Annotated in this window: 16 protein-coding genes and 1 pseudogene; 10 read left to right on the top strand and 7 right to left on the bottom strand. The window is 48.5% G+C overall.

Annotated features, from left to right (window positions below; all coding sequences use genetic code 11):
• Positions 1 to 57 precede the first annotated feature (57 nt).
• From BEG40_RS09680 to panC, 7 genes and pseudogenes are all read left to right on the top strand, one after another.
• Positions 58 to 483: pseudogene (locus tag BEG40_RS09680) on the top strand (FimD/PapC C-terminal domain-containing protein); the annotation flags it as partial.
• Between the two features lie 15 nt (positions 484 to 498).
• On the top strand, positions 499 to 1074 hold the full coding sequence (locus tag BEG40_RS09675; protein ID WP_016159368.1) for a fimbrial protein: 576 nt from the start codon (positions 499 to 501) through the stop codon (positions 1072 to 1074).
• Between the two features lie 11 nt (positions 1075 to 1085).
• A complete protein-coding gene (yadL, locus tag BEG40_RS09670; protein ID WP_105285311.1) occupies positions 1086 to 1694 on the top strand; it encodes a fimbrial-like protein YadL in 609 nt (202 codons plus the stop codon).
• A 26-nt stretch (positions 1695 to 1720) separates the two neighbouring features.
• Entirely contained in the window at positions 1721 to 2317 is a 597-nt protein-coding gene (locus tag BEG40_RS09665; RefSeq protein WP_000553774.1) for a fimbrial-like protein, read from the top strand.
• Positions 2318 to 2363: 46 nt separating this feature from the next.
• On the top strand, positions 2364 to 3605 hold the full coding sequence (locus tag BEG40_RS09660; RefSeq protein ID WP_105285310.1) for a fimbrial-like adhesin: 1242 nt from the start codon (positions 2364 to 2366) through the stop codon (positions 3603 to 3605).
• 114 nt (positions 3606 to 3719) lie between these two features.
• On the top strand, positions 3720 to 4511 hold the full coding sequence (gene panB, locus BEG40_RS09655; RefSeq protein WP_000805483.1) for a 3-methyl-2-oxobutanoate hydroxymethyltransferase: 792 nt from the start codon (positions 3720 to 3722) through the stop codon (positions 4509 to 4511).
• 11 nt (positions 4512 to 4522) lie between these two features.
• Entirely contained in the window at positions 4523 to 5374 is an 852-nt protein-coding gene (gene panC, locus BEG40_RS09650; protein ID WP_000905367.1) for a pantoate--beta-alanine ligase, read from the top strand.
• Positions 5375 to 5468: 94 nt separating this feature from the next.
• Here the strand turns inward: panC and BEG40_RS09645 are convergent, their stop codons facing one another.
• Both BEG40_RS09645 and BEG40_RS09640 read right to left on the bottom strand, forming a co-directional pair.
• The gene (locus BEG40_RS09645; protein ID WP_000351996.1) at positions 5469 to 5696 is read right to left on the bottom strand and encodes a hypothetical protein; all 228 of its coding nucleotides are present in this window, start codon (positions 5694 to 5696) and stop codon (positions 5469 to 5471) included.
• A 68-nt stretch (positions 5697 to 5764) separates the two neighbouring features.
• Positions 5765 to 6685 carry an Rpn family recombination-promoting nuclease/putative transposase gene (locus BEG40_RS09640; protein ID WP_000339895.1) on the bottom strand — a complete coding sequence of 307 codons (921 nt, stop codon included), beginning with the start codon at positions 6683 to 6685 and terminating at the stop codon, positions 5765 to 5767.
• Between the two features lie 273 nt (positions 6686 to 6958).
• Between BEG40_RS09640 and panD the strand changes: the two genes are divergently transcribed.
• Positions 6959 to 7339 (top strand): aspartate 1-decarboxylase, encoded by a 381-nt coding sequence (panD, locus tag BEG40_RS09625; RefSeq protein ID WP_000621508.1) that lies wholly within the window; start codon positions 6959 to 6961, stop codon positions 7337 to 7339.
• 3 nt (positions 7340 to 7342) lie between these two features.
• Here the strand turns inward: panD and BEG40_RS09620 are convergent, their stop codons facing one another.
• The 4 genes from BEG40_RS09620 to BEG40_RS09605 form a co-directional block, all read right to left on the bottom strand.
• Positions 7343 to 8569, bottom strand: coding sequence for a polysaccharide deacetylase family protein (locus BEG40_RS09620; RefSeq protein ID WP_105285309.1), 1227 nt, complete (start codon positions 8567 to 8569; stop codon positions 7343 to 7345).
• Between the two features lie 56 nt (positions 8570 to 8625).
• Positions 8626 to 9066, bottom strand: coding sequence for a PTS sugar transporter subunit IIA (locus tag BEG40_RS09615; RefSeq protein ID WP_000901973.1), 441 nt, complete (start codon positions 9064 to 9066; stop codon positions 8626 to 8628).
• A 104-nt stretch (positions 9067 to 9170) separates the two neighbouring features.
• On the bottom strand, positions 9171 to 9941 hold the full coding sequence (locus tag BEG40_RS09610; RefSeq protein ID WP_000972201.1) for an ABC transporter permease: 771 nt from the start codon (positions 9939 to 9941) through the stop codon (positions 9171 to 9173).
• On the bottom strand, positions 9938 to 10864 hold the full coding sequence (locus BEG40_RS09605) for an ABC transporter ATP-binding protein (RefSeq protein ID WP_105285308.1): 927 nt from the start codon (positions 10862 to 10864) through the stop codon (positions 9938 to 9940). The genes BEG40_RS09610 and BEG40_RS09605 overlap by 4 nt, the downstream gene beginning before the upstream one ends.
• A 108-nt stretch (positions 10865 to 10972) precedes the next feature.
• Here BEG40_RS09605 and can point away from each other — a divergent pair, with 108 nt between their 5' ends.
• On the top strand, positions 10973 to 11635 hold the full coding sequence (gene can, locus BEG40_RS09600; protein ID WP_000651596.1) for a carbonate dehydratase: 663 nt from the start codon (positions 10973 to 10975) through the stop codon (positions 11633 to 11635).
• A 40-nt stretch (positions 11636 to 11675) separates the two neighbouring features.
• On the opposite strand, the gene hpt is transcribed toward can, so the two are convergent.
• Positions 11676 to 12212 (bottom strand): hypoxanthine phosphoribosyltransferase, encoded by a 537-nt coding sequence (gene hpt, locus BEG40_RS09595; protein WP_000683335.1) that lies wholly within the window; start codon positions 12210 to 12212, stop codon positions 11676 to 11678.
• Between the two features lie 205 nt (positions 12213 to 12417).
• Between hpt and gcd the strand changes: the two genes are divergently transcribed.
• Positions 12418 to 14808 (top strand): quinoprotein glucose dehydrogenase, encoded by a 2391-nt coding sequence (gene gcd, locus BEG40_RS09590; protein WP_105285307.1) that lies wholly within the window; start codon positions 12418 to 12420, stop codon positions 14806 to 14808.
• Positions 14809 to 14931: the final 123 nt, after the last annotated feature.

Raw genomic sequence — 14931 nt, 5'->3', positions numbered from 1 at the left:
AGGCCAGTAATGGGTTAAGTGATAACAGGTGTCTGGAAATATAGGGGCAAATCCAGCTATGGCGTTACCAGTGCGCTTTCTCCTTATCATGAAAACCGCATTGCTCTGGATATTACAGACATTGAAAATGATGTTGAATTGAAAAGCACCAGTACAGTTGCCGTACCACGTCAGGGGTCAGTGATCTTCGCCGGTTTTGAAACGGTACAGGGACAATCTGCCATTTTGAACATTAAACGCAGTGATGGTCAAAACATTCCTTTTGCGGCAGATATATATGACGAACGAGGCAATGTTATTGGCAACGTTGGTCAAGGTGGTCAGGCTTTTGTTCGTGGTATCGAACAACAGGGAAATATCCAGGTTAAATGGCTCGAAGAGGGTAAACCTGTCAGTTGTCTTGCCCATTATCAACAAAATGCAGAGCCAGAAAAAATAGCACAAACGCTTATTATCAATGGGATTAGTTGTCAAATTCAGTAACCATAAGGGATGCAAATGATAAAAATGATACCGCATAAATTAGTGATACTGATGGGATTGCTATTATCACCATCAGCGTTCGCTGAAGATATTAATGTTGATTTTACGGCAACAGTTAAAGCAACAACCTGTAATATCACTCTGACTGCATTAAATGGCTCTAGCGTCACAAATGATGGAAACGATAATTACACATTAAGAATGCCCAATATGGGGCTGGATAAAATTGTTAATGCAGCAACAGAAGCCCAGGCAGACTTTAAATTAGTTGCCAGTGGGTGTAGCAGCGGAATCAGTTGGATCGACACTACCCTGTCAGGTAATCAGTCCGGCACCTCTCCAAAACTGATTATCCCACTTGCATCGGATTCCTCCTCAACAACCGATTATATAGGTATGGGAATAAAAAGGCAGAGTGCAGATGATTCAACATTTCTGAAACCAAACAGCGCAGAAAAAATTCGCTGGAGTTTAACAGAAATCAATACCAGTGGTCTTGCAATGACCGTTGCGCTACGCGAGACATCGGCAGGACAAGGCGTTCCAGGAAACTTTCGCGCAAAAGCGACATTCAATTTCATCTATGAATAATAAGGATGACAATAATGATAAATAAAAAATTACGTTCTGGATTATCCATTGGTTTAGCTCTGGCGGTATTTCAGTTCACTAATCCTTTATATGCGGCTACTGATAGCCTTGGACTGACCGTTGTTACTACTGTAGAGATGGGGACCTGCGACGCAAAGCTGCTCAATGATAGCAATCAACCCATATCTGTTGTGGAATTTGGTGATGTTTATATTTCTGAAATCAATGCCAAATCCAAGATTAAAACGTTTAAATTACAGTTTAAAGACTGTGCAGGTATTCCTGGGAAAAAAGCCCAGATTAATCTGACTAAACGCGCAACTTGTGAAGGAATAAATAACGATGGTCCCGGTTTTGCCAATGGTTCTACCGGCACAGGTAAAGCAAGCGCCGTTGCCGTAGAAGTCTGGAGTACGACTACTCCCGCAGTAGGCAATGCGGCACAATTTAGTTGCGTTGCACCTGCAAATAAAGAAGTCACGATCGCAACTGCAACGGGCAACAATGTTGTGGATTACCCAATGAGCGCCCGCCTGGTAGTGGATAAAGACAAAACTGTCAGTAATGTCACCGCCGGAACCTTTTCTGCTCCGGCAACATTCACCGTAACCTACAACTAACAGGCCATCATATTCAGGAACTCACCATGCATCCCACCCAACGTAATATGATGAAAAAAACAGGTTTGTTTTTGTCTTTAATATTGTCCACGGCCTCTCCCGCTATTGCCGGCATGGATATTGATATGACGGCAAATGTAAAAAATAGTACCTGTCAAAGCGGAGTCAGTAATCTGGGTAATATCGATCTGGGGGTCGTCGGTGTGGGATACTTTTCCGATAATACATCCCCAGAAGATTATCAACCTGGGGGAAAAGAATTTACAGTTACTGTTACAGACTGCGCATTTCAGGAAACAGGAGATGTTCTCAGTCAGTTACATATAGACTTCAGAGCACTCAATGGCGTGATGGCAGCAGGCTCCCAACAAATTTTTGCTAACGATAATGCGGCAGGGGCGACTAATGTCGGCGTAGTCATTTTTTCCATCCAGGATCCGGCAAATAAATTTAATGTTCTAAGTAGTACAGGAACTTCTCGATCATTCTATCCAGTAATGACATCAGCAATGAATAATTCCACCTGGAAATTTTATGCGCGAATGCAAAAAATCAATACTTCCGTGCCTATAACATCCGGACAAGTCACCAGTAATGTCTTAATTGATATTTATTATGAATAAATACGCTGATATTGGATAAGATAATTTTATGTTCAATGGAGTGATTATGAAAGCAATGTTTCATTTTTTAACGTTTATATGCGTGCTGATTTTGAGTGTTACGGCAAAGGCTAACAACACCAGTATTATTGCTGGTAATGAGGGACCACCTACAGGTTTTGCAGGTCCAACTACAGGAGGTAGGGCGACATTTCGTTATTCGGCGGGTACGAACAATCTTGTATTTTATAAACCAACTCAACTTGGCCCAACTGGAGTCATCCTAAATTTTATAGAGCTAGACTCTGCAGGCGTCGACGGAGACGGCGTACTTTTTTGTAATACAAGTAGCAGTGCCAGTGGTGCGCCGATGACTCTAGAGCATAAAATGGTTAATTCAGGCAAAAGTTACGGTGGACATCAATTATTTGAAACTACTGTTCCAGGCCTCTATTACACACTAAAAATATCGAAAATCTGGACGGCCTGGAATACAGTGGCCTCTATCAATGAGTTTTACATTGGTGAACAAGATCAATACATTTTTAGTTTCAATATTAACAACAACACCCTACAGCGTTATTGCAATAACTATGCAAATAAAGAAGGCTCATACTGGGCTATCGGTGGTATAGTTCAGAATCTCGCCATTGAATTTTATACTGATCAAACATTTAACCCAACGGCTAATCAGCAGGTTGGATTAAAGACCACGTCAAATTATTTATATAGTTTTAAATCCTATAACGCTGGTCAAAATATTAGCAGTGATTATATCTATATCGATTTTAACCTGGTAAATTTACATATTACGCTGCCCACCTGTTTTACATCCGCACTTACCGGTCCCACCGTCAGTGGTTCAACGGTTAATTTAGGGGAGTACACTGCGGGACAAATATCTTCAAATTCAGCGTCGCCAGTCCCCTTTGATATTTCCCTGCAAAACTGTATCCGCATACGCAACATTGAAGCAAAAATGACATCGACAAAAGTTGGGATTTCAAATCGACAGTTGCTGGGTAATACATTAACAAGTTCAGATAGTGCTACGGGCGTTGGCGTTCTTATTGAAGGCTTACCCAATTCTGTGCATTCACAAAAAGTTATTCTCGAACCAAATAACAATAGTTCAGTTTACAAAGATTATGAATCTGAAACTGACAGTAGTGGCGGTATTTATCCTGAAAAGGATCGGGGAACTTCCCAGCCCCTTCATTTCCAGGCAACATTAAAGCAGGATGGGAGTAACCAGATTACCCCAGGGGAATTTAAAGCGACCAGTACTTTCCAGATCACCTACCCTTGATTCACATAAGGCACATCGTCGGGCAACTGACGATGTGCCCCACTAAAACGATTGCCCCCCCTTATCCTCCTGATAGAATGCCAACAGATCTGACATTAGCCATCAGGACACGTTATGAAACCGACTACCATTTCCCTGCTGCAAAAATGTAAACAGGACAAAAAACGCTTCGCCACCATCACTGCTTACGACTATAGCTTTGCAAAATTGTTTGCCGATGAAGGAATTAACGTCATGCTGGTGGGTGATTCCCTTGGAATGACGGTTCAGGGACATGACTCCACCCTCCCCGTCACTGTGGAAGATATCGCCTACCACACAGCCGCCGTTCGTCGCGGTGCGCCAAACTGTCTGCTGCTGGCTGACCTGCCATTTATGGCTTATGCCACTCCTGAACAAGCATTTGAAAACGCCGCAACTGTCATGCGCGCGGGTGCGAATATGGTCAAAATCGAAGGCGGTGCCTGGCTGGTAGAAACAGTTCAAATGCTGACCGAACGTGCCGTTCCGGTGTGTGGGCATTTGGGCTTAACGCCGCAGTCGGTGAATATTTTCGGCGGTTATAAAGTGCAAGGGCGCGGCGATGCAGGCGACCGTTTACTCAATGACGCATTAGCGTTAGAAGCCGCAGGCGCACAATTGCTGGTGCTGGAATGCGTACCGGTTGAGCTGGCAAAACGTATTACCGAGGCGTTGGCGATTCCGGTTATCGGTATTGGCGCGGGGAATGTAACCGACGGACAAATCCTCGTGATGCACGACGCATTCGGCATAACCGGTGGTCACATCCCTAAATTCGCCAAAAATTTCCTTGCCGAAGCGGGCGACATCCGCGCTGCTGTACGGCAGTATATGGCTGAAGTGGAGTCCGGCGTTTACCCGGGCGAAGAACACAGTTTCCATTAAGGAGTCACGTTGTGTTAATTATCGAAACCCTTCCGCTGCTGCGCCAGCAAATTCGCCGCCTGCGTATGGAAGGCAAGCGCGTGGCGCTGGTGCCTACCATGGGTAACCTGCACGATGGCCATATGAAGCTGGTCGATGAAGCCAAAGCCCGCGCCGATGTGGTCGTCGTCAGTATTTTCGTTAACCCGATGCAGTTCGACCGCCCGGAAGACCTGGCTCGCTATCCACGCACCTTGCAGGAAGACTGCGAGAAGCTAAACAAACGTAAAGTGGATCTGGTTTTCGCTCCATCAGTAAAAGAGATCTACCCGAACGGTACAGAAACCCACACCTATGTTGATGTTCCCGGTCTTTCCACCATGCTGGAAGGTGCCAGCCGTCCGGGACATTTTCGCGGCGTATCAACCATCGTTAGCAAGTTGTTCAACCTTGTCCAGCCGGACATCGCCTGCTTCGGTGAAAAAGATTTTCAGCAACTGGCGCTGATCCGCAAAATGGTTGCCGATATGGGCTTTGATATTGAGATTGTCGGTGTGCCGATTATGCGCGCCAAAGACGGTCTGGCGCTCAGTTCTCGTAACGGTTATCTGACGGCAGAACAACGCAAAATTGCGCCTGGTCTGTACAAGGTTTTATGTTCGATTGCAGACAAATTGCAGGCTGGAGAGCGGGATCTTGATGAGATTATTGCTATTGCAGGGCAAGAACTGAATGAAAAAGGTTTCCGCGCCGATGATATTCAGATTCGTGATGCTGACACGTTGCTGGAAGTCACTGAAAACAGCAAACGCGCCGTGATTCTGGTAGCAGCCTGGCTTGGCGACGCTCGCCTGATCGACAACAAAATGGTCGAGCTGGCGTAATATTTAACTGGCGCTACGGCTGATGGCGCCAGTTATTCATTTGCCCACGTCATGGCGATGACGTCTGTAAGCAATTATTCATATCGCAGGCAATTTAGTTAATCAGCTTATCAAGCTCAGCAAGAGGTAAATTGGCCATTTCTGCAACATCGTCTCGAGACATCCCTTTACTCAAAAGACGCTTGGCGAATTCCTGCCTTTCCTTCTGGAGTCCCTCTTGATATCCCTTCTGAAACGCCTCCTGATACGCCTTCTGAAATCCCTTATCTTCAAACCACTGCGCCAACGTCTGCCTGGTTTCTCTCCGTGTCTTTATGTCCATAGGTTCCCTTAATTATCTGGTCAGTTAACAATAACAATTATCTGGCTATAACTGATAATACCGACAACTTAATTACTCAGTTTATCAATCTCAGCAAGAGGTAAATTTGCCATCTCTGCAACGTCTTCCCGAGACATTCCTTTACTCAGAAGACGTTGGGCGAATTCTTGACTTACTTCCTGTCTTACTTCCTGTGTTACCTCCTGTCTCACCGCCTGTCTTACCTCCTGTCTTCCCTTCTCTTCAAACCACTGCGCCAACGTCATCATAGACTCCCCTCCCGATTCCCTGTCTCTCACCACACCGTAAAACAAATCCGCTTGTTCAGTATGACCGCGTTGCAGCATATAGTTTTGCATGGCAACTAACTGACTTCCGCTAGTGTACCCTTCGTCAATCAGCGTGACCAGTTGCTCCAGCAATAACATTAAGTCGCGCTGGCGAATATGTTTTTGCAGCAGTTCGAGGATCGCAATCCGCCGGTGCTGCATGATTTCGTCATCCGGCGTGATAGTGATATCCACCAGCGGGAAAGGGTTGTTGTAGACGCGTCGCGCCAGTTCCGGTGAGTAAAACATATCAAACCAGCACATGGAGAGCGGGTAAGGTGTGGCCTCGCCCTGATAAAACAGAATCGGCACCACCAGCGGCAGCTTATCGTGGTCAGCCTCCAGATGTCGGTGCATGGCAGCAATAGAGTAGCGCATCATGCGAAAGGCCATTTTTTTGTCCGGCTTACTTTGATGTTCAATCACGACATACAGATAGCCGGGATTACCCAGCATTTGCACGGAATAGAGCACGTCGGTGCTGTGCCCTTTCAGGCTCTCTTCGATGAAACTTCCCGACTCCAGATGCAGCGTGTTGAGATCGCAGATCTCACGCAATTCCTCAGGCAGGTGTATGTCGAGGAAGTCGCGAGCGGTATCCGCATGCATTAAAAATTGTTTAAACACCGCGTCATGCGGCGTGGTACTTGGTGCGTCCATCTTACCTGCCTTCCGTGTTGTCTTGCGTGAAGGCAGTATCCAGTCAAGGCACGCAGTCGTCAGCCGCCTCTTTGTTGTTTACCGAGCAGCGTTCAGAGAAATTTCAATCGGTTACAGGCGTTGCATGGCGGGCTTCGGCGCGGTACGCAAACTGCTGATGCAAATGCCGTCAGATGAGTAGACACTAAACAAAAATCGGGCAATACTGCGTGAGAATTTTCTCAAAGCAGGCTCCGCCTGCTTCGTTAACGACAGGGTAGAAAGGTAGAAGTTATGATTCGCACGATGCTGCAGGGCAAACTCCACCGCGTGAAAGTGACTCATGCGGACCTGCACTATGAAGGTTCTTGCGCCATTGACCAGGATTTTCTTGACGCAGCCGGTATTCTCGAAAACGAAGCCATTGATATCTGGAATGTCACCAACGGCAAGCGTTTCTCCACCTACGCCATCGCGGCAGAGCGCGGTTCGAGAATTATTTCTGTCAACGGCGCGGCGGCTCACTGCGCCAGCGTCGGCGATATTGTCATCATCGCCAGCTTCGTCACTATGCCAGATGCCGAAGCCCGTACCTGGCGGCCAAACGTCGCCTACTTTGAAGGCGACAACGAAATGAAACGTACCGCAAAAGCGATCCCGGTTCAGGTTGCCTGATAATCACCCCTGCGGCTGGTTACTCACCAGCCGCGACATCGTCTCCAGCGAATCCGTTCTTAAGATATAAAGCCGTTTTAGCAACAAGGGATTATCCCCCGGTTTAACTTTACCTTTCATGGTCGTCACCGCCAGATGAAATCCGGCATCATTTGCCGCTTTAACCGCTTTGTCATTAAATCCGCCAAACGGATAAGAAAGATACAATACATGCGGATTAAATTGCGTCAGCGCCCGACGTGAACGTTCAAAATCAAACAAAATATTATGCTCACTGCGGCTAAGTAATATGGGTCGGCGATAACCATCAACCCGATGTAAAAAATGGGTATGTGACTGGAAATCAAAAACATCGCTGACATCATGCAGTTCAGAAATACTCATAAACTGTAATGACTGCGGATTCCATTTCTGTGGATGACGTTTGATGCGAGAGGTAATAATAAATGCCGTCGCCCTCATACCGTATTCTTTCAGAATGGGATATGCATAACGACTCACTGATTTCAAGCCATCATCAAACGTCAGCACAACCGCGCGAGCGGGTAGATTCATCGAATTACGCAGATATCCTTCCAGTTGATACAAGGTCAACGTGGTATATCCCCTGTCGCGCAACCAGGTCATCTGGTTATTGAATGCACGTACCGAGGTCGTGGTCGAAGTATGCCGAAAACGGATATTCTCTTCATCGCGTAAAATATGATGGTAGGTCAATACAGGAATACCATTATCCTGCTGCGCATCCAGCGCACTGATATAGGCCAGACGTTCGCCAATACGAATTTGATACCAGGTTTGATTCAGGCGATCTTTCAATTTATTGATAATGGGATAACGCAAGTTATCGGCCAGCACACCAAATGGCGCACTGCCTGCATCGGGCGCGTTATATACCGGCGTATCTTTCCAGGTAATAAGATTTTGGTTGCTCAGTGGTTTATTCAGATCGCCCAGACCATCTTCAACTTTTTGCCGCCCTTGTACAGGCTCAAGATGACCTTTATCAATATACCCCCTACCAAAACCAAAATTGAATTCATAATAATCGGCTGCGGTTGGGATGACCGAAATAATCTGCCCGGCACGAATGTTACCGACAGTTACCGTGTTATCGCCAATTTTTCCCCAGATAGTCGCATCCTGAGTGGTTTGCATATAACGCGTGGGAAGTGCTGCGCTGACAGCAGATGAAACCAGCAGCACCAGGAAAATTATCTTTTTAATCATGAGGAAACTACCAGGCGAGAAACAACGCAGTTAGTGTAGCAAAATCAGAATGCGATTTAATACTCGAACCAATTGTGCTTGAGGACAAAAGGGGGATTCTTTTGTTGCTGATGCCAGAGGCTACTGACTTCAGGCGCTCCTGATGCCACGATATGCTCTCGAAATGCCGCACTGGACATTGTCTCCCGACAGGGGAGCATCTGCTCAATTAACGGTAACGTCACCCCAGAAATGACTTCACAACGAGAATGCTTGTGGCTTAATAACGACGCAACGCGATAAGGTGCAGCGCCTGCTATATCGGTTAAAAAAATCACCCCATCGCCAGAGTCCGTTTCATGCAGAGCATCGCACATCATGCGGCTAAGCATATTTGAACTTAACCCGCGCCAGAAATTCACTGCCCGACACTGGATAAGTGCACCATGTTTTTTTTCCAGCGCATCCAGTATCTCTTGCGCCCTATCGTCGTGACAGGTAATGACCCAACCTAACATCGCTTTCCTCCTTAGCCGAAAATCAGTCTACCCTGACCATTGTTGATAAAGGGTGATAGCCGTCAAAACTCCCCTCCCCCGCATCCGGAGGAGAGGAGATAGACTTAGCTACGCAAGCCGCGCCCACGCTGGATCAGCGACCAGCAGATCAGATAAAACGCAATAATAAAAACAACCAGCACGCCAAAAGTAGTGACCAGCGGCACATCATTAATGCCGAGGAAGCCGTAGCGGAATCCACTGATCATATAAACGATTGGGTTCAGGTGCGACAGCCCTTGCCAGAACGGCGGCAGCAAAGTCAGGGAGTAAAAGACCCCGCCCAAATACGTGAGTGGCGTTAACACAAAGGTTGGCACCAGGCTGATGTCATCGAACGTTTTGGCAAACACACCGTTCAGCAAACCCGCAAGGGAGAACAACACCGCTGTGAGCACCAGCGTTAAAGCAACGAATACCCACGAATGCACCTGAAACGGCACAAAGAACAGCGAAATCGCCGTCACCAGAATGCCAACAAACAACCCGCGCGCGACACCACCGCCGACATATCCGGCGATAATCACGTGCGTTGGAACCGGAGCGACCAGCAACTCTTCAATATTACGCTGGAACTTGGCACCAAAAAATGATGAAGCGACGTTGGCGTAGGCATTGGTGATCACCGACATCATGATCAGCCCCGGTACGATGAACTGCATATAGCTGAAGCCATGCATATCACCAATGCGCGAACCAATCAGGTTGCCGAAGATAATAAAGTAAAGGGTCATGGTGATGACCGGCGGCACCAGCGTCTGCACCCAGATACGCATAAAGCGATGAATTTCTTTCGCCCAGATGCTTTTTAACGCCACCCAGTAAAGATGCATCATGCGCGATCTCCTTGTTTTTCATTAACCAGTGACACAAACAGCTCTTCCAGACGGTTGGCTTTGTTACGCATACTTAATACCTGAATGCCCTGCTCGCTTAACTGCGTAAACACACTGTTGATCCCCTGCTCACGCAGCACTTCAACTTCAAGCGTGGCGGTATCTACCAGTCGGTACTGATAGCCATCGAGCTTCGGCAACGGGCTTTTCGGTGCGAGATCGAGAATAAAGGTTTCCGATTTCAGCTTCGCCAGCAGCGCCTTCATCGAGGTATTCTCCACCAGTTCACCGTGTTGAATAATGCCGATATTGCGGCACAGCATTTCTGCTTCTTCCAGGTAGTGCGTGGTGAGAATGATGGTGGTGCCTTTGTCGTTTAAATCCTTCAAAAAGCCCCACATTGAGCGGCGAAGTTCGATATCCACACCTGCAGTTGGTTCGTCAAGAATTAGCAGTTTAGGTTCATGCATTAACGCACGGGCGATCATTAAACGGCGCTTCATCCCACCAGATAACATACGCGCACGTTCGTTACGCTTTCCCCATAGATCGAGCTGTTTAAGATACTTTTCGCTGCGGATGTACGCTTCTTTGCGCTCTACGCCGTAGTACCCCGCCTGATTCACCACTATTTGCTGTACGGTTTCAAACGGGTTGAAGTTAAATTCCTGCGGCACCAGCTCCAACTGGCGTTTGGCGTTGACGACATCTTTTTCAAGATCGTAACCAAATACGCTGACGCGCCCGGAGGTCTTATTTACCAGCGAGCTGATAATACCGATAGTGGTCGATTTCCCGGCCCCATTCGGCCCCAGAAGCGCATAAAAATCACCCGCCTCGACCTGCAAATCTATTCCACGAAGCGCCTGAACGCCGCCTGGATAGGTTTTTTTAAGCTGTTGAAGTTCCAGTGCAATGGTCATAAATTTTTACTTACCTTACGTTCTTACACTTTATCTGTGGTTTAAATCGTCCCGGAGTTGCCCTATATTAGCCAAACGTAATTATTTGGTTACAGGTCGTTAACCTCCATGAAAGACATAGATACACTCATCAGCAATAATGCACTATGGTCAAAAATGCTGGTGGAAGAGGATCCCGGGTTTTTTGAGAAACTGGCACAAGCGCAAAAACCGCGCTTTCTATGGATTGGATGTTCCGACAGTCGCGTTCCTGCAGAACGTTTAACCGGTCTTGAGCCGGGCGAACTCTTTGTTCACCGTAATGTTGCTAACCTGGTCATTCACACCGATCTAAACTGCCTCTCCGTGGTTCAGTATGCAGTGGATGTTCTCGAAGTTGAACATATTATTATCTGTGGCCACTATGGTTGCGGCGGCGTGCAAGCTGCTGTTGAAAACCCGGAACTGGGACTAATCAACAACTGGCTGCTGCACATCCGCGATATCTGGTTCAAACATAGCTCATTGCTCGGCGAAATGCCGCCGGAACGTCGTCTGGATACCCTGTGCGAACTGAACGTAATGGAACAGGTATATAACCTGGGTCACTCCACCATTATGCAATCAGCGTGGAAACGCGGGCAGAAAGTCACCATTCACGGCTGGGCTTACGGCATTCACGACGGCTTACTGCGTGACCTGGATGTCACAGCCACCAACCGCGAAACCCTGGAGCAACGTTACCGTCACGGGATTTCCAACCTCAAGCTGAAGCACATCAACCACAAATAAATTCGCCATGCCGGATGCAACACATCCGGCAAATCCGCACTTACTCGTCCAGCAGAATCACTTTGCCGATATACGGCAGATGGCGGTAACGCTGTGCGTAATCAATACCGTAACCCACCACAAACTCATCCGGGATCGAGAAACCGATAAATTCTACCGGGACGTTCACTTCACGGCGGGACGGTTTATCCAGCAGCGTACAAATCGCCAGCGACTTCGGTTCGCGCAGGCTTAAGATTTCACGCACTTTCGACAGTGTATTACCCGAGTCGATGATATCTTCAACAATCAGCACGTCCTTGCCACGGATATCTTCATCCAGATCTTTGAGGATTTTCACATCACGGGTGGTGGACATGCCGCTACCGTAGCTGGAGGCGGTCATAAAGTCGACTTCATGAGATACCTGAACTTCACGGCACAGGTCCGCCATAAACATAAATGAGCCACGCAGCAGGCCTACCAGCACCATATCGCTGCCGCTGTCTTTGTAACGCTCAGTAATCTGACGACCCAGTTCGGCGATACGCGCTTTAATCTCCGCTTCGGGGATCATTACTTCTACAGTATGTTTCATATCTCTAACCATATGATTTAAAAACAAATCACTTCGCACGGGCTGGCTTCGGCACCGCAGCAAAGCGCAAGACACGCAGTATACCAGTAAAACTATTCATTGGCGGAATCTGTTAATAAAGCTCAAATTGTGATGACGATCACACATGTTAAAACCTATAATTAATTGCTACTAAAATATTAATGAATTGAAATGGTGTTTCTTTATGGCAATTAACAATACCGGCTCGCGGCGATTACTCGTCACGCTAACAGCCCTTTTTGCAGCTCTTTGCGGGCTGTATCTTCTCATTGGCGGAGGCTGGCTGGTCACGATTGGCGGCTCCTGGTACTACCCTATTGCAGGCCTTGTGATGCTCGGCGTCGCCTGGATGCTGTGGCGCAGTAAACGCGCCGCACTTTGGCTGTACGCGGCTCTGCTGCTCGGCACCATGATTTGGGGCGTCTGGGAAGTCGGTTTCGATTTCTGGGCGCTGACCCCGCGCAGCGACATTCTGGTCTTCTTCGGCATCTGGCTGATCCTGCCGTTTGTCTGGCGTCGCCTGGTCATTCCTTCCAGTGGCGCAGTTGCCGCGCTGGTAGTGGCGTTGCTGATTAGCGGCGGAATTCTCACCTGGGCGGGATTTAACGATCCGCAGGAAATCAACGGCACCTTAAGCGCCGATGCCACACCTGCCGAAGCTATCTCCCCCGTTGCCGATCAGGACTGGCCTGCGTATGGTCGCAATCAGGAAGGTCAACGCTTTTCACCACTGAAGCAAATTAACGCCGATAATGTCCATAAGCTGAAAGAAGCGTGGGTATTCCGTACTGGCGATGTCAAACAGCCTAACGATCCGGGCGAAATCACCAATGAAGTCACGCCAATTAAAGTAGGCGACACGCTTTACCTGTGTACCGCTCACCAGCGCCTGTTTGCGCTCGATGCCGCCAGCGGTAAAGAGAAATGGCATTACGATCCTGAGTTGAAAACCAACGAATCTTTCCAGCACGTAACCTGTCGCGGCGTCTCTTATCATGAAGCCAAAGCAGAAACCGCTTCGTCGGAAGTGATGGCGGATTGTCCGCGTCGTATCATACTTCCGGTCAATGATGGTCGCCTGATTGCACTCAACGCTGAAAGCGGGAAGCTGTGCGAAACCTTCGCCGATAAAGGCGTGCTCAATCTGCAAAGTAACATGCCGGACACCAAACCGGGTCTGTATGAGCCAACTTCGCCGCCGATTATTACCGATAAAACCATCGTGATGGCCGGTTCAGTCACCGATAACTTCTCAACCCGCGAAACGTCTGGCGTGATCCGTGGTTTTGATGTCAACACCGGCGAGCTGCTATGGGCCTTTGATCCGGGCGCGAAAGATCCGAACGCCATCCCGTCTGACGAGCACACATTTACCTTTAACTCGCCAAACTCCTGGGCACCTGCGGCCTATGACGCGAAGCTGGATCTGGTATATCTGCCGATGGGCGTGACCACGCCAGATATCTGGGGCGGTAACCGCACTCCGGAGCAGGAACGTTATGCCAGCTCGATTCTGGCGCTGAATGCCACCACCGGGAAACTGGCGTGGAGTTACCAGACCGTTCACCATGACCTGTGGGATATGGATCTTCCGGCACAGCCGACGCTGGCGGATATCACCGTTAATGGTCAGAAGGTGCCGGTTATTTATGCTCCTGCGAAAACCGGCAACATTTTTGTGCTCGATCGTCGTAATGGTGAACTGGTGGTTCCTGCCCCGGAAAAACCAGTGCCACAAGGCGCAGCGAAAGGCGATTACGTTACCCCGACCCAACCGTTCTCTGAACTGAGCTTCCGTCCGACGAAAGATTTGAGCGGCGCGGATATGTGGGGCGCTACCATGTTTGACCAACTGGTGTGCCGCGTGATGTTCCACCAGATGCGCTATGAAGGCATTTTCACCCCACCATCTGAACAGGGTACGCTGGTATTCCCGGGTAACCTGGGGATGTTCGAATGGGGCGGGATTTCCGTTGATCCGAATCGTGAAGTGGCAATTGCCAACCCAATGGCGCTGCCATTTGTTTCGAAACTGATCCCGCGCGGCCCTGGCAACCCAATGGAACAACCGAAAGATGCCAAAGGCACGGGTACGGAATCCGGTATTCAGCCGCAGTACGGCGTGCCGTATGGCGTCACGCTCAACCCGTTCCTTTCACCGTTTGGTCTGCCGTGTAAACAGCCAGCATGGGGTTATATTTCGGCGCTGGATCTGAAAACCAATGAAGTGGTGTGGAAGAAACGTATTGGTACGCCGCAGGACAGTATGCCGTTCCCGATGCCGGTTCCGGTGCCGTTCAACATGGGTATGCCGATGCTTGGCGGACCAATCTCCACGGCGGGTAACGTGCTGTTTATTGCCGCTACGGCAGATAACTACCTGCGCGCTTACAACATGAGCAACGGTGAAAAACTGTGGCAGGGTCGTCTACCAGCGGGCGGTCAGGCAACACCGATGACCTATGAAGTGAATGGTAAGCAGTATGTGGTGATCTCCGCAGGCGGTCACGGTTCATTTGGTACGAAGATGGGCGACTATATTGTGGCTTATGCGCTGCCGGATGATGTGAAGTAAGATTCGCTCAGATTACTGACAAAGTGCGCTTTGTTCATGCCGGATGCGGCGTAAACGCCTTATTCGGCCTACAAAATCGTATGGTGCGTAGGCCTGATAAGCGTAGCGCATCAGGCAGTTTTG

This window comes from Escherichia sp. MOD1-EC5495, assembly GCF_002965965.1.
Taxonomy (GTDB): domain Bacteria; phylum Pseudomonadota; class Gammaproteobacteria; order Enterobacterales; family Enterobacteriaceae; genus Escherichia; species Escherichia ruysiae.
The sequence above is the reverse complement of the archived record's forward strand: the minus strand, read 5'-3'. Positions and strand labels throughout refer to the sequence as shown.

Coding starts and splice junctions, on each gene's coding strand:
- BEG40_RS09610 (WP_000972201.1), bottom strand. CDS start 9,941: ATGATGCATCTTTACTGGGTGGCGTTAAAAAGCATCTGGGCGAAAGAA.
- panD (WP_000621508.1), top strand. CDS start 6,959: ATGATTCGCACGATGCTGCAGGGCAAACTCCACCGCGTGAAAGTGACT.
- BEG40_RS09605 (WP_105285308.1), bottom strand. CDS start 10,864: ATGACCATTGCACTGGAACTTCAACAGCTTAAAAAAACCTATCCAGGC.
- hpt (WP_000683335.1), bottom strand. CDS start 12,212: ATGAAACATACTGTAGAAGTAATGATCCCCGAAGCGGAGATTAAAGCG.
- BEG40_RS09660 (WP_105285310.1), top strand. CDS start 2,364: ATGAAAGCAATGTTTCATTTTTTAACGTTTATATGCGTGCTGATTTTG.
- BEG40_RS09645 (WP_000351996.1), bottom strand. CDS start 5,696: ATGGACATAAAGACACGGAGAGAAACCAGGCAGACGTTGGCGCAGTGG.
- BEG40_RS09620 (WP_105285309.1), bottom strand. CDS start 8,569: ATGATTAAAAAGATAATTTTCCTGGTGCTGCTGGTTTCATCTGCTGTC.
- can (WP_000651596.1), top strand. CDS start 10,973: ATGAAAGACATAGATACACTCATCAGCAATAATGCACTATGGTCAAAA.
- BEG40_RS09675 (WP_016159368.1), top strand. CDS start 499: ATGATAAAAATGATACCGCATAAATTAGTGATACTGATGGGATTGCTA.
- gcd (WP_105285307.1), top strand. CDS start 12,418: ATGGCAATTAACAATACCGGCTCGCGGCGATTACTCGTCACGCTAACA.
- BEG40_RS09640 (WP_000339895.1), bottom strand. CDS start 6,685: ATGGACGCACCAAGTACCACGCCGCATGACGCGGTGTTTAAACAATTT.
- BEG40_RS09615 (WP_000901973.1), bottom strand. CDS start 9,066: ATGTTAGGTTGGGTCATTACCTGTCACGACGATAGGGCGCAAGAGATA.
- panB (WP_000805483.1), top strand. CDS start 3,720: ATGAAACCGACTACCATTTCCCTGCTGCAAAAATGTAAACAGGACAAA.
- BEG40_RS09665 (WP_000553774.1), top strand. CDS start 1,721: ATGCATCCCACCCAACGTAATATGATGAAAAAAACAGGTTTGTTTTTG.